At 40.4% G+C, this 14,329-nt stretch carries 15 protein-coding genes; 6 read left to right on the top strand and 9 right to left on the bottom strand.

Annotated elements, in window-relative coordinates; genetic code table 11:
* Positions 1-118: 118 nt before the first annotated feature.
* A complete protein-coding gene (locus IMZ31_RS23250; protein ID WP_207530826.1) occupies positions 119-568 on the bottom strand; it encodes a VanZ family protein in 450 nt (149 codons plus the stop codon).
* A 77-nt stretch (positions 569-645) separates the two neighbouring features.
* On the opposite strand from IMZ31_RS23250, the gene IMZ31_RS23245 reads away from it, so the two are divergent.
* Positions 646-813: a hypothetical protein gene (locus IMZ31_RS23245; RefSeq protein WP_207530825.1), complete on the top strand. Its 168-nt coding sequence runs from the start codon at positions 646-648 to the stop codon at positions 811-813.
* A gap of 24 nt (positions 814-837) precedes the next feature.
* Here the strand turns inward: IMZ31_RS23245 and IMZ31_RS23240 are convergent, their stop codons facing one another.
* Positions 838-1,155, bottom strand: coding sequence for an endonuclease domain-containing protein (locus IMZ31_RS23240; protein WP_207530824.1), 318 nt, complete (start codon positions 1,153-1,155; stop codon positions 838-840).
* Between the two features lie 186 nt (positions 1,156-1,341).
* Between IMZ31_RS23240 and IMZ31_RS23235 the strand changes: the two genes are divergently transcribed.
* Entirely contained in the window at positions 1,342-4,026 is a 2,685-nt protein-coding gene (locus IMZ31_RS23235) for a hypothetical protein (RefSeq protein ID WP_207530823.1), read from the top strand.
* A gap of 40 nt (positions 4,027-4,066) precedes the next feature.
* Here the strand turns inward: IMZ31_RS23235 and IMZ31_RS23230 are convergent, their stop codons facing one another.
* Complete coding sequence (locus tag IMZ31_RS23230) at positions 4,067-4,519, bottom strand: hypothetical protein (RefSeq protein ID WP_207530822.1); 453 nt, start codon at positions 4,517-4,519, stop codon at positions 4,067-4,069.
* Positions 4,520-4,712: 193 nt separating this feature from the next.
* Here IMZ31_RS23230 and IMZ31_RS23225 point away from each other — a divergent pair, with 193 nt between their 5' ends.
* Together IMZ31_RS23225 and IMZ31_RS23220 are read left to right on the top strand one after the other, a co-directional pair.
* Positions 4,713-5,201, top strand: coding sequence for a transglycosylase SLT domain-containing protein (locus IMZ31_RS23225; RefSeq protein WP_207530821.1), 489 nt, complete (start codon positions 4,713-4,715; stop codon positions 5,199-5,201).
* A gap of 47 nt (positions 5,202-5,248) precedes the next feature.
* Entirely contained in the window at positions 5,249-5,491 is a 243-nt protein-coding gene (locus IMZ31_RS23220; RefSeq protein WP_207530820.1) for a hypothetical protein, read from the top strand.
* Positions 5,492-5,524: 33 nt separating this feature from the next.
* On the opposite strand, the gene IMZ31_RS23215 is transcribed toward IMZ31_RS23220, so the two are convergent.
* On the bottom strand, positions 5,525-5,764 hold the full coding sequence (locus IMZ31_RS23215) for a DUF948 domain-containing protein (RefSeq protein ID WP_207530819.1): 240 nt from the start codon (positions 5,762-5,764) through the stop codon (positions 5,525-5,527).
* A 127-nt stretch (positions 5,765-5,891) separates the two neighbouring features.
* Here IMZ31_RS23215 and IMZ31_RS23210 point away from each other — a divergent pair, with 127 nt between their 5' ends.
* Positions 5,892-6,407: a hypothetical protein gene (locus IMZ31_RS23210; RefSeq protein ID WP_207530818.1), complete on the top strand. Its 516-nt coding sequence runs from the start codon at positions 5,892-5,894 to the stop codon at positions 6,405-6,407.
* A 35-nt stretch (positions 6,408-6,442) separates the two neighbouring features.
* Here the strand turns inward: IMZ31_RS23210 and IMZ31_RS23205 are convergent, their stop codons facing one another.
* Positions 6,443-6,823 carry a hypothetical protein gene (locus IMZ31_RS23205; RefSeq protein WP_207530817.1) on the bottom strand — a complete coding sequence of 127 codons (381 nt, stop codon included), beginning with the start codon at positions 6,821-6,823 and terminating at the stop codon, positions 6,443-6,445.
* Positions 6,824-6,879: 56 nt separating this feature from the next.
* The gene (locus IMZ31_RS23200; protein ID WP_207530816.1) at positions 6,880-7,896 is read right to left on the bottom strand and encodes a type IV pilus twitching motility protein PilT; all 1,017 of its coding nucleotides are present in this window, start codon (positions 7,894-7,896) and stop codon (positions 6,880-6,882) included.
* A gap of 101 nt (positions 7,897-7,997) precedes the next feature.
* Between IMZ31_RS23200 and IMZ31_RS23195 the strand changes: the two genes are divergently transcribed.
* Entirely contained in the window at positions 7,998-8,834 is an 837-nt protein-coding gene (locus tag IMZ31_RS23195; RefSeq protein ID WP_207530815.1) for a 5'-3' exonuclease H3TH domain-containing protein, read from the top strand.
* Positions 8,835-8,886: 52 nt separating this feature from the next.
* Here IMZ31_RS23195 and IMZ31_RS23190 read toward each other — a convergent pair whose 3' ends face one another.
* The 3 genes from IMZ31_RS23190 to IMZ31_RS23180 form a co-directional block, all read right to left on the bottom strand.
* Complete coding sequence (locus tag IMZ31_RS23190) at positions 8,887-10,413, bottom strand: PhoH family protein (RefSeq protein ID WP_242705740.1); 1,527 nt, start codon at positions 10,411-10,413, stop codon at positions 8,887-8,889.
* Positions 10,414-10,556: 143 nt separating this feature from the next.
* A complete protein-coding gene (locus tag IMZ31_RS23185; RefSeq protein ID WP_207530814.1) occupies positions 10,557-11,600 on the bottom strand; it encodes a M23 family metallopeptidase in 1,044 nt (347 codons plus the stop codon).
* 53 nt (positions 11,601-11,653) lie between these two features.
* A complete protein-coding gene (locus IMZ31_RS23180) occupies positions 11,654-14,254 on the bottom strand; it encodes a transglycosylase domain-containing protein (RefSeq protein ID WP_207530813.1) in 2,601 nt (866 codons plus the stop codon).
* Between the last annotated feature and the right edge of the window lie 75 nt (positions 14,255-14,329).

The following is a 14,329-nucleotide window of genomic DNA, read 5'->3' as shown; positions in this document are numbered from 1 at the left end:
TCTTCTAGACGAAATAAAAATTGAATCACTATTGTTTTTTGTCATCATACCCCATGTTTTTGTTTAATTACTAGTTTATACTAAAAAAATAATCTATTGGTGAATTTTGAATCTGAATTCAAAAAGGGCGTCGTTGTTTGCCCTTTTTCATGGCTTTCACAAGGAAAATGCCTATTGTGAACCCGATCAAATCAATGCCCACATCTGCTAACCTGCCACTCCTCCCAACAACGAAATATTGATGCACTTCATCTGAAAAGGCAAGGCCTGAAATAATAAAGAATGCAAAATGAGCGCTCAATCCCTTAAAAGATTTACATAGAAAGATCGTTAAAATGGCATAACAAAACACATGAGATACCTTGTGAACGATAAAATTCAACTCCCATATATTGTCGTAACCATGATAGAACGAACTTTCTTGTTGAATGAGAAATACCAACGAACGGATACCTTCTTCGTACATCGGCTCTGAAATCCAGGTTTTCGGTTCTAAAACCATCAAATTTGGGGTGTTCGACAAAAACCAAATAGCTAGTATCATGAGGAAGAATAGGGGTTTGTACAATATCCCCCCCTCCTTTTTATCATTTTATTGTTGAATAAATGATAAAAATCCTTATATTGGTCGAGAGGTGATATGAGATGAACTTATTTCCAAATGATTATACAAAGTTCCGACTTCATCCCATTGCGAAAGCCAGAAAAGCGCATGAACAAAAGGAAGAAACACATCGTGATTCTTATAAAGAAGAAAAAGGTCAGAAGAAAAAAGACCTTCAAAACGACCGCCAAATCGATTTCAGAGCTTGAGCCCGATAAAAAACCAATTCTTTATCAGAATCGGTTTTTTATTTTTTTTACGCACTCGCGGCTATTTTTGTTAATTTCACTGCCTGTGAACCGAAACACGACCCACCTGTTACGCAGGAGGTACTGGTTTTTTCTATGGTCGTGGTTCTTTTGGTTCCTGGTGCTGTGGTATACCTTGCCATCACATTCAACTGCCACTTTTTTACCCTTTACATACAAACCGATATCAATACGATAAGGACCGCTTTTCACCTGAGCATAGGGTTTAAAACCTTCATCATACAGCGTTTTAAGGAGTTCGATTTCAATAGGGCTTTCACATTTTTTTAACTGTTTTGACACATTATACCTCCTGAAATTAAAACTTATAAGAACGACCATGCATAACGTAAGAAAACCCATATACATTTCTCCCTCCTCCCTTTTTCTTATGATAACTAAAAAACGATGAAATGGTTATTTAATAAAAATTCCTTGTAAAAAGCGCCAATTCATGTAATATGAGCGAGATAAAAGGGGGCGATCAAGGTGCTGAAGCAAAAGATGTGGAAGTGGTACGAAGAAAAAAGAAGGGCCGTAGTGCCTTATATTCTTGTGCTCGCTGTTTTGTCTATCATAGGGGGATATTTCTATCCTGAATACAAGGACAAAATAAAGTGGTCCAAAGACAGATCTGTAAATGAGGTAGAGTACGGACTAGGGATCGACGACACCATTGATCCGATACCATCAAATGGACAAAGCGGGCCTTCTGTTATTGGGCAATCCATGAAGGCTGATGTTATAGCCTCTCCAAATAAAGGCCCATATTCTGAATCAACAGGCATTAGTTTTTCAGCTAGTATAACAGGGAGCGGTACACCGCCTTACACGGTCTCTTGGAGTAATTATCCTAACGGCTCGTCTGATATTGGCAAATTCGGTGGCATCGAGCAATACCCAATCGGTTCTCATACCGTAACAGCAACAATAAAAGATTCAAAAGGAAAAATTTCAAAATCCAATCACACCTTCACTGTTTTACCGTCGCTTAGTTTTTCGATTGATTCTTTAGATAGCGGCGATAACACGATAAGCCCCCCATACTTTATAAACGATGAAATTTTTATTAAAGCCAACATTAACAAACTCCCTGGTAAGTCTTACACTTGTGAGTGGGTCATCAACGGAAACACAACTTCGGCTCCATGCGATGACAAGATATCCATAAAAACCAATCAACCCAAAACCGTAAACACAAAAGTTAACGTATGTAACAATGAAGGCGAATGCAAAACAAAGTCAAAAAGCTTCTTCATGGAACACCCCCCAATCAAAGTAAACCTAACCCAATACCCTGACAAACCTAACATATATCGAGGAGAACAAGTTAAGTTTAAAGTGGATGCGGTCGGAGGCAGCGGGAATTACATCATTAAATGGAGCGAATACGGAGGGGCTGACAAAAACAATGTTTGGGGACCTTTCTCGCAATTTTCTATGGGGACCAATAAAATATCCGCTCAAGTTTGCGACGCCACCCAAGGCAATGTTCCGTGCGGAGTAGAAACCTTGCTATTGCAAGTCATTAATCGTCCTCCTTCGAAACCCTCTTTATCCATGTCCGCCTCTTTAGAAAATGTGATTCGCAAAAACGGCGATGATTTCACGAGCGAAAACAATGATAACATTGCCTACTGGAATTTTGATATAGCTTCACCTTCCATGCAAGAAATTCACACAATTGAATTCAAGACTCCAAGATATGCAGACGATTATATAACCTCGGGTTACCTTTACGGTTATAAATCCGATGGATCACGCCATTTATTGAAGACCTTTAATTCAAGCGACTACACATCTAATGAACAAATTTATTACAAAACATCTATAAAAGGAAGAGAATTTGTTCGTGTACGCTTTGAGAGTACGCTTTACGATCAGCATCCTAGCGCTCAAGGGAGCCCTGATGACTCGTATTATAAAATCACATTTGATGAGACCCTGCACACCACTTCGGACCTTTCTTTTGAAGCAACTGGATCCATAGATCCTGATGGGGATTCCATCTACTATGAATGGAAAACAGACCAAGGAGACTGGACCCAAAAAAGACCTGCCCAACCTTTTACCCCTGGTGAGCACACCGTATATGTTCGTGCTGTGGATGTCTATGGCGGCGTTTCTGAGTTTGATTCTACCCGTTTCACAATTGGAAACAGACCACCTGAAAAACCGAGTTTGACCATGACTCCGAGCGGGGACAGAGGAGAACTGTATAATTCTGATATTGATTTCATCAATGAAGGACGTCAGTCGGCAAACTGGAATTTTGATGCGAGCGCTCCTGATGATTCAGAAATCACTCGAGTGATCTTTAATACGGCTGACTTCAAAGATAACTATTTCCAACGTGGTGGTCTGTACGGATACACGAAAGACGGAACCGTTCATCCTATTAAGATCTACGGATACGAGGGAGCTGGGAGGGTATTCCAAGACATATCAGTAGAAGGGAGAGAATTTGTTCGAGTGCGCTTTGAGTCTGTTATGTATGACGCGGACGGAGACAGAAGGGCCTATGGATCAGGGGACCAGTCTTTCTATAAAATATATTACGGGAAGGCTATCTACGAAGGCGATCCTATTGAATTCTTCCCGAGCGGAGGATCGGACCCAGACGGGGATAATATATCATTCCAATACAAATTTGATGGAGGAGATTGGCAGAGTCAAACTCGTTCTAACTTCGACATCGGCGTTCATACAGTTCGCCTAAGAAGTGTTGATGAATGGGGAGCTGCATCGCCTGAAACAGAAATCACTTTCGAAGTCCTGAGAAAACAGATATCAGTAACAAATTCCTACACCATCGGCTTTCAAAGGAATAAGTCATATTCATTAACCCACATCCTGCCGAAAGGATATAGCACGTCAGATATCTCCTATATCACAGCCGAAATTCAGGCGGGAGGGGATATGAACCATAATACAGAGTATATCGAGTGGAACGTGAGCGGGGTACAACAAACGAACATACACACCACAGAACAAGATGATCGTTTCACATATGTTGGAAAATTTGATATCACCAGTGAATCGAAGAAATCTGATAACAGTTATGTCCGATTCTATTTCTTGCCTTCAACAGGTATGCATGATTTATGGGATGAAGGAGCTTTCAAAGGATATGCAGGCATGGTGAAATTAAAAGTGACTACAACGCTAGAATAATTCTTACTTGAAACACCAAAAAACGGACGCTGTCCGTTTTTTATTCTTTGTGAAAAATCCAAAAATAGCACGAACTTCCTTCGTCTTCTGCCTCCACTTCCATGACAGGCGCATGGACTTGCGGAGAATTTTCTTTGGTGACTGTTCTTTCAGTTATAATAAATGCGTTTTCCGTAACAGCCATCTTTTCGATTAATCCTCTCTCCAGAATGGCGCCTAATTCTTCCAGACAACTATGTGTCACCTCATCGGCATATGTTTTGTCCTTCGTTCCTCCCATCCCTTTCTCCAAGGCGAGAGCATACGGTTCTGGTAATCCTATCTTTAAGAGACAAAACACTTCCCCTTCAATACATAAATGCAAGACAAACATTGCCTCATCACAAGTTGACACCTGATTTCTTACAGCCACTTTCTCTAGTTCTCCGCTTGTTGTTTCATTCAAAAGATCACGACAATGATTCAGTATTGAATTTATCCATTTCGTTTCCACAAAATCACCCCCTCTATCTGACGACACTAGCGAAGTGCCCAATTTTCTTCAAATATTGAAACATCTTTTTTTTGTCGCATATAGTATCCATGAAACCATAATACAAGAATTTGGAGTGATGATAATGAGGCCTAGGTCTATTCTAATAGCTTGTCTTGTATGTGCTCTGACCTTGTTTGTGAGCGGGGGGGAAGTGGACGCATATACCCCTTCCTTTTACGCTGAAAAGATGAATGTATCGGAATCAGAGATATATCATCTTATGGAATATTCAAAGAAACATAATGTAGATTTCCCTATCGTTTACGGCTTGCTCTACACTGAAACGGGTGGAACGTTTGAGCATAGAGCAGTCGGCCCTCAAACTCGATATGGTAAGGCATACGGGATTGCTCAATTTATGGAAAATACAGCCCCTTGGGTCGCTTCTAAAGCACACCTCCCTTATAAGGATAAAAAGGATTTGTTTGATCCTGTTTATTCTACGAAACTGGCAATCACTTACCTTCACTATTTGCAATACGGGGATGGCGCGTGGTCAGGATATCAAAACTGGCACGCCACACTTACAGCATACAATCGTGGTATGGAAGGGTTAGAGAGATATACGAAACATAATCATTCGTATGTTTCCTCCTATTCAACAAAAGTCTTGAATATAAGCAATGAATTGAAGTTTTAGTCACATTTATAGAACTCTTGCATAACTTATTGTAAGGGGGAACAAACATGAACGAAAATACACTGGATTATTGGGTAGCGCTCGCTTGGGAAAATCCTCAAGACCTTTACTACCAAAACAAAGTAATGTGTTTTTTATACAAATCCTATGACAATGGGGCATTAGGGGCGAATGAAATCCAACGCATCCTTGAAGCATTGGAGTACTCTACCGTGGATTGGGATGTATTTTTAAAATTCAGATCAAGAATTGATCAAAAATCGCTATATGAAGAAGTCGTATTAGCTTAAAAAACAACGAGGTGCTACTAACCTCGTTGTTTTTTATTTTGAATCTTTCTGAAACATTTTCAAAGCGCTACCGATTGCGTGTAACGTTTTGTCAATGGAACTCGCCCCTTTTAATAAGGAATCAATGGTTTGAGCTTTCTTCTGTATGTTTTCTGTCAAAGCATCCACCTTTTCCAAGGAACTGTTTAATTTTTGGAGTGTTGTAATGATAAAACCCACCAGCACGATAAAAGCGCAAGAAGCCGCAAGAACACTTAATTCTATCACCGTCATAAGTCTTCCCTCCTTATTCTTACTATTAGACTGTTAGGCGGAAAGAACTTTTAATTTTTTTATATTTTCAATGCAATTTCTTCTTTTTCTCGAATCTGTAAATACATCATAAAAAGGATGTGATACGATGAGCAGAAGATTTTTGGAGATAGGCAAGGTGAGTCTTCGCGTTCCAAAAGGAATTTTCGAAGACTGGATGCTTGATGTTTATATGAAATGTTATAAGAAGAAACGGTTGAAACACATTGCCTCAAACGATAAACGTATTCCTATATTAAAAATAACTGGAGACATTTTTTCAGTTGTCCTTTATGTGAAGGATGGATTAGGAAGGGAATACCGTTTCTTTATAGATGGAGAGATTTTTTTGAATGACTTGCACATCTATTCCATTACGCTGGACGATATCAACCCGCTAGACATAGATGCTCATAACGCGATTCAATCTACATTAAAACAATTGTCATCCATAAGTCAGGGATATATGTATTTATCTACGAATAGAAAGGCGCAAAAGTTGAAAAGCGGCCACTTATACCACAGTCACCAACTGTTAGAGGAGATTTACAATCAATCAGATAAAAACGAAGAAACCGTTGCGGGATACGAGTGGCTCATTACTTGTTTAAAGCGACAAATGTAAAGAAGAGTAAAAAAGCTTACAACGCGTAAGCTTTTTTACTCTTCTTCGGATTCAGTGTATTCTTTTGCACTGAATTGTTTTCGTTCTTCAATTTCCGTGAATTGCTCGATCATTTCTTCTGTCAATCTCCCCTCGTTTGTCAACTGTATAATGACTTGCGGTTTGCTCAATTCTTTCTGCTTCATATCAAGAGCTTGCGCGAGGGCTTTTTTGTTCAAAACTTCCCTCTCGGGATATGTAATAGATAATTCCACAAGTCCATCCAATCCTTCAATGATGACTTCATCCACGCCATCTTCTTCCATTTGATTCATAATCTCATCTTTAATTTCTTTGGCTCTCAGTTGTTTTTCTTTAGATTCCGCTTTCAACTCTTCAAATTCCGTATACAACTCTTCTAAATTAGCATCCCCCATTTCTTATCACCTCTTTACACTATTATATGTATAAAGGAAGCGTTGGGTTTAAAAAATCACCATTTTACATTCTGTTGAATTGTTCCTCGTTGTTTTGCCATATTAATAGAATCTGTCATCAATATATTCCCTTTATCCCGTTTTTTCCTCATCACATCGTAAATCTTTTCTATTTCGTTTTTCCTTATTAATTCTCTGATATCATCATCGACTATCATCACCTCAAGCGTTGCTGTGCGACCTCCTTTGGGATTCTTGAACAACCTTTGACTTACAACTCCTCGCAAAGACTGAGCCAGTTGCTCCCTGATCCGTTCGTGTTCGCTTGATGGATACTCGTGCAAAATTCGGTAAATGGTCTGAGGTGCAGTATTTGTGTGAAGGGTAGACATGACCAGGTGCCCTGTTTCCGCGCTCGTCATGGCCGCTCCGATCGTGTCATGATCCCGCATTTCTCCTACGAGGATAACATCAGGGTCGTTGCGCATCGCATCAACCATGCTTCTGGCAAACGTTCCGACATCAGAGGGAACCTCACGTTGTGTTATGATGGATTTTTTGTTTTGGTGAACATACTCAACTGGATGTTCAGCTGTGTAAATCTTAACCTTCCTATTACGGTTAATATAATCAATCCCTGATGCAAGAGTGGTGGTTTTCCCTGAACCTGTCGGACCTGTGACGAGCAGCAACCCCCATGGAGACTCGAATAAATCAATAACGGCTTTCGGGAGCTTCAATTCTTCTATCGGGATGATCTTTGATGGAATGATCCTCATAGTACAACTTGGCTGATCCATACTGGATATCATACTTCCCCTAAAACGCACGCCGTTCAGCTCATAAGCAAAATCAACTGTGCCAGTCTGTAAATATGTCGTTTGCTGCCCTTTTGTTAATGCTGGTAACATCACCTCGAAAATAGACTCCCCTGTAATGATATCGCCCAGTCTGCTTCCGACTTGTTCCATTTCACCGTCAATTCGATAAGAGACCTTTGCCATGTGATTGAGATGCATGTCTGAAGCCCCGAGAGCCATCATTTCTTCTATTAATACATCAATTTCTTTCATTAGAGCCACCCCCTTTAGCGGTCTTTATATACCAAAAAAAAACAATAAATAGAAGTTTTTAAGTGTTTTTGTGTAAGAAATACAAGGGGGGTGTTAACCGAATGCTGCTTATAGATGGAACGTATTTAATCTATAAAAGCTATTATCGAGCTAGAAAAACCAAAAAAAGATTCGGACTAAACAATCTAACGCATTTCAAAAAAGTGGCTCGTAACAATTTTTTAAGGATGGTCATTTCCATATATAAAGAACACGGGAATGGCACGTTGTTTATTGCATTTGATGGTGAGGGTTTGAATTATCGGCATGATTTGCTGCCCTCCTATAAGATGCATCGCAAGGAAAAGCCCGAGGAACTTTTATCCATTAAAAAGGAAATTTATCGATTCCTAAAACAACACCACTTTTCATTTCAGATATCAGACCAAGAAGAAGCAGATGACCTCATCGCAAGCATGGTAGAACAAAACCCAGAACGGACATTTTCGATCTTCAGCGGAGATTTAGATATGGGGGCTTTGGTTCGCCGTAACGTAACCTTGCTTTTCGACAAGAACCAAAAAGAGATTCATAAAATCTCGTTACATAATTTCCATTCCTTCTTCCCCACCCCTCCTTCTCTTCTGCAAGAATTCAAATCTTTTCAAGGTGACAAAAGCGATAATATTAAAGGCATCAAAGGGTTATCCAAGACAGAAGTTCTGCACTTGCTGATGGAATATCAAAACATCGATCGTTTTTTAACGGATGGGATCAATCATCACCTTTACCCTAAAATTTCACAACACGAACACCATATAAAAATTAATCGGGAGGTATTAAAATTAAAGACCGACTGTCACCTAACTCACAAACCAGAACAATGTCAGTTCGATCAGATACAGCTCCCTGATATTTTGGCCAAAAAAATCAATTGGTCGTCCTCGAAAAAGCTCTAAAAAATCAAAAAACCCCATATATTTATGGAGTTTTTTTAGATATGGAATTCAATTATAAAAGTTGGGCACCTTTTTCGGCTAACGGTGATCGTTCTGTTTTTTCTAATTTTACCACTCCGATATTTGCTTCTGGTTTCAACTTTTCAATAGCGTAGATCAGTCCGTTATTCGTCGAATCCAAATACGGGTGATCAATTTGATCAGGATCTCCTAATAATATGACCTTCGATCCTAATCCACAACGAGTGATAATGGTTTTGACTTCATGCGGAGTGAGGTTTTGTGCTTCGTCCAACAATATGAGCTGAGCAGGTATGCTTCTCCCACGCACATAAGTTAAAGCTTCAATTTCTATTTTCAAACCCTCTAGTGCCTCTTCGACATTAATTTTCCCTTCAGGCGAACGAGTCCCCTCAAAGAAATCCTCTTTGTTGGCATCCAAAATGTATTCCAGGTTGTCATAAAAAGGTTGCATCCACGGTCTGAGCTTCTCCTTCATTTCTCCAGGAAGATACCCTAAATCTTTCCCCATAGGAATGACAGGTCTTGCGGCTAACACCTTCTTGTACAAGGTTTCTTTATGTGTCTGATAAATCGATGAAGCCAATCCGAGAAGGGTTTTCCCTGAGCCCGCCTGTCCGACAATGAAAACGGCGTCTACGTGGGGATCCATTAACAATTCAAGCGCTAATTTTTGTTCTGCGTTTTTAGGCACAACACCCATAACGCCATCTCGATATTCCTTTCTTTCCACCTCAAGCGTTGTAAATTTGAAACGATTCTGAACTTTCAGAAGTCGGGATAAAGCAGACTTTTTTTCAGATTCCAATGCTTTAAAAATGAAACCATCTTGCGGGAACACAACTTTTTCTAACTCATGTGCTTCTTTCAAGCCCATCTCTTCCATTAAGTACGGAACTACTTGTTCGTAAGGAAGTTCTTCATTCTCGTAAAAAGCATCAATCATCTGCCCTGGAATATGGACGGTATGCAATCCTGTATGGCATTCTTCTGGATTCTTTAACCGATCATTATCATACATTTCAACGAATAAACCGAGAGAGTCAGCTTTAGCAATGACTAAACCATCATTCGAAACAAGCTTGAACAGTTTGCCCGTTAACTTGTGATAATCGTTCATATATTGCTCAACTGTATAATGGGCTTCCGTTTTAAACCGAACCTTTAATTGCTTAAGATCGAGTTTGTCAGCATCGTTAAGCTTATTTTCATGCTCATCTTGCAAGTTCTTCGTAACGGCGATGATCCGATTATCATTTGTTTTTTCTCCGAATATGTTTGATAGGTTATCGAATGAAACGTGATTCAACTCAATTCGTAAACTCCCGCCATTTTCTAATGGAATTCCGTGACTGAGCTTCCCTTCGTGTCCCTTCCTTAAATTCTTAATAAACCTCGTGACCATTCTCGCGTTCCGTCCCACTTCACCTTGTTCGCGTTTTTTGGAATCCAATTCTTCTAAAACGATTGCAGGAATAACGATTTCACTTGGTTCTAATTTTAGTATAGAGTACGGGTCATGTAGCAGAATATTTGTATCCAGCGTATGTACTTTCATAATTGGTTTACCCCTCTCGGATTAACTGTTTTTAAGTTGCCACTCATCTATCTATTTGAAGTAAACAGGTATAATCCTTACAAGAATCACAAATGGGGTAATCTTTGTTCTTTAACTATGGTTTATTGAACTGAACGTGGCAATTAATCCACTTCGAACATAGATCTTAGCCTGGAGTTTGCCTCATCGAAACGGGGATAATACTCCCAAAAATGTTGTCCGCACAACAAAATGTCTGAATGTAAATGTATCCCCTCATCAGAATAGGTAACACCGTCACTGGTCCCTGAGTTTCCCGTGCTTCCCACACGTTGTCCTTTTTCGACCCTGACGCCTACTTCCATCATCGGATCCACTTGATACAGATGAGCGTATCGAACAGCGACCCCTGTTTCGGATTGAATCCAAACCTGTCTTCCTCGCATTTTGTCTAAAATATATGCAGGAGTGGTACTAAATTCCTGAGCGATTTCCAGAAATTGATTTCGATCTTCTTCTTCCATCTCGTTATACTGATGATCCGCTCTTACCACAACCCCTTCCGTCATACTGAAAACGGCTGTATCAAACGTTACCATCTGATTGTCGCCATCATAATACCAATCGATTCCTTGGTGAATGCCGTTTCTATACGCTCTCTCGCCTCCTGCCAGCTGACCTGGCAACGTTGGGAAATTCACGTTCGGTAAAGGAACCCTCATACTTCTCATTCTCTCTTCGTTAAGTTCGGCATCTCCTGGTCTGCAAACGACGGTTGGCAAGGTACGCTTTTCCAAACTAATGGTTTGTCCTTCCGATCCCGTTTCGTAAAAAGGGAATACCTTTTTAAAAGATTCATATTCTACTAGCAGTTTTCCCGCATCCATCTTGTATGACAAAGGTTTATAATAACCGTTCACCAAGACAACAGCCTCCCCTTTTGTCATGTGAAACCGATCCCCAAACCATTCGATAACAGCTTGTTTATCAATTGGGTCGTACTTATAAGCGCCTCCTGCTTTTTCGACTAGCTCAGGCAAAGGAAGATAGCTTGTCCCCTTTATACTTATCAGGTCTACCTCATAGACGGAGAGCGGTTCCGTTTCCTTTTCATCCCCGCTTTCCTCATGGATTTGCGAAAGAAAAAGACCAATTCCACCTATTAAAACCAACATGAAACCAATCAGGATGTACGCCATTTTTTTCATACTTCTTCACCTCTGCTTATAGAAAAACACCCCCGATCTCGGGGATGCTTCTATTATGATTTATTGTCGGGGTTTCCTTCTATTTCTGACCCTTCTTCAAGCTCAGTTTCTGGCTCTTCTGTTGTTTCGTTCTCATCCGTATTTTCCTCAGCAGGTTCTGTCTCCTGCGACTGCGCTTCTTCATTTGGTAATGTTTTCACAACTACTTGTGCGCCTTCGCTCATCACTTCTCCTCTGACAGTGTAGACATCATAAATGACTTCTTGGTCACCAGTTAGACCTGTGTCCTTGTATCCAGGTTCGTTCCCTTGGTAGATGATTTCACCATTTCGTTTAACAATATAGGAATCCGCATCACCTGCGTTGAAGGATAACACCACAGCAGAAGTAGTCGTTCCACCGACCGTTACATTAGGCCGCGGTGGCTTCGGAGGTTCTGGCGTTTTAATGGTTACAACATTTGATTGATAGGTTTGGAATAATGTATAACGATTGTATCCGATTACTTTATACGTATACGTTTTCCCTTTTTGGATATCCGCGTCCGCAAAAGATGTTTCATCCTCGAGTTTCACCAAGTAATCCCCATCTCTGAATACTTTGTATACTGTATCCTCTTCTTTATCCCAACTGAGTGTTGATGATAAAGGTTGTTGAACTAAACTTCCCTTTAATTTCATGTCCTTGATTTCTGGTTTAATCTCTTCTGGTTTCTCATAATCCACTGTCACTTCTTTAGGAGGATATAACTTTACTAATTCTTTTCCGATCTCCCCCCACATTTTTGCTGCGACGTAACTTGTTACTCGTAGATTACGCTCTGGGCTAGTGTGATCGAAGCCCATCCACACAGACATGGTAAAGCTATTGGTGAAACCGCTAAACCAAATGTCTTTGTTCAGACCTGGGTGGCCAGGGTATTCCGTTGTACCTGTTTTTCCTGCAACAAAGGTGTCAGGAATCCTTGCGTTTGTGCCTGTACCGCTTTTCACGACATTGTTTAGCATAAACCTCATTTGCTGGAAGGTGTTGGTTTTCATGACGCGATTCGTTTGATCGAGCTCCTCATTTACCTCATGGACGACTTCGCGTTCATGATTGACCATTCTTTTAATAATATGAGCTTCCACCCTGTAACCCCCATTAGCAAAAGCCTGGTAAGCATCCGCCATCATGAGGGTGTTGACCCCTTCGTCTAATCCTCCAAGAGCAATTGGAAGGCGGGTGTCCTCTTCCGAAAAATAAATACCGAGTCTTTTTGCGAAATCTTTCGCATAATTGATTCCTGTCTGGTCTAATAAATAAACAGCAGGTACATTTTGAGACCTGGTGATGGCATCGATCATCGTGATTCTTCCTTGTTGAGTACCTCCAAAGTTTTTAACCCTGTATCCCCCGCCAAAATCATGACCCTGATTATCCATCAGGACTGACCAAGGATGAAATTTCCCGCTTTCGATAGCGGGCCCGTACGCTATAATTGGTTTAAATGAAGACCCTGGTTGTCTATACGAATCATAGGCTCTATTGAACTCCGTGAACCTCGGAATATCTCGTCCGCCTGTGAATGCAATAATTTCACCGTTTGTCGGGTTCACAACAGATACGGCCCCTTCTGCTGGCGTTCCATCTGAACCACTGGCAGGAAAAAGTTCATCACGATCAAATTGTTCTCGTATCAAAGCGTAGGCAGCAGGGTCAAACGAAGTGAATATTGTAAATCCGCTGTATTTTGCCTTCTCTATTTCTTCGGCTGTTACCTCCGCGATAGGTCCTTCTGATATTCCTGATTTAATAGCAGCTTCTCTTAGTGTGTAATCCACGATTTCTCCGTAGTGGATATACTCGTCCTCGTGGACATCATTCGGTTTTTCTAAAATTAAGAATGGCTTTTTCACAGCTTGTTCGTATTCTTCTTTTGTAATGAAACCCGATACAAGCATGTTGTGCAACACGTCATTTCTCCTCGACAACGATTGTTCAGGATTAGAGTAAGGGGAATATGTGCTAGGTAATTGAGGCAGTCCTCCGAGTAGTGCCGCTTTCGTTATACGGTCGATGCGATCGCTCTCCTTAAATTCTTCTAAGGTTTCCCCGAAATACGTCAATACAGCACTTTTAATCCCATACGAACGATGACCGTAAAAAATGTGGTTGAGGTAATACGAGAGAATTTCGTTCTTTTCCAATTCTTTTTCGATTTGACTGGCTATAACGGCTTCTTCCATCTTTCGGGCAATGCTCTTTTTAGGGGTTAAGTATATATTCTTCACCAATTGCTGCGTAATCGTACTTCCTCCCTGACTGAATGAATCTGATTGGAAGTTGGTGATGGCGGCTCTCGCAATGGCTTTCACGTTGATTCCTGCGTGATCATAAAAAGAACGATCTTCTGTCGCAACGATGGCATCTAATATTTCAGTCGGTATGTCTGCGTAATGAGTGGCATCTTTGCGTTCTTTTAAGAAACTGGCCAGCACTTTTCCGTTCTGGTCATAAATCACAGTGGGTTTTGGTTCTATAAGTAACTTTTCTGTATCCACTTCATATCCTGCGACTCGATAGTAAACAGCGCCGCCAATCAACCCTGTCAGTATACCTGTAATAATAAAAGAAAATACAAACGCTTTAATAAACGATCGAATGTACTTCATGATTCACTCTCCTTTTTCATCAATATCCATTCGTTTATTGCAAATATTCAGGAGAAGTCTTTGTTTCTTTTTTAA

This window comes from Pontibacillus sp. ALD_SL1, from assembly GCF_017355605.1.
This window is presented reverse-complemented; position numbering and strand designations above follow the sequence as displayed.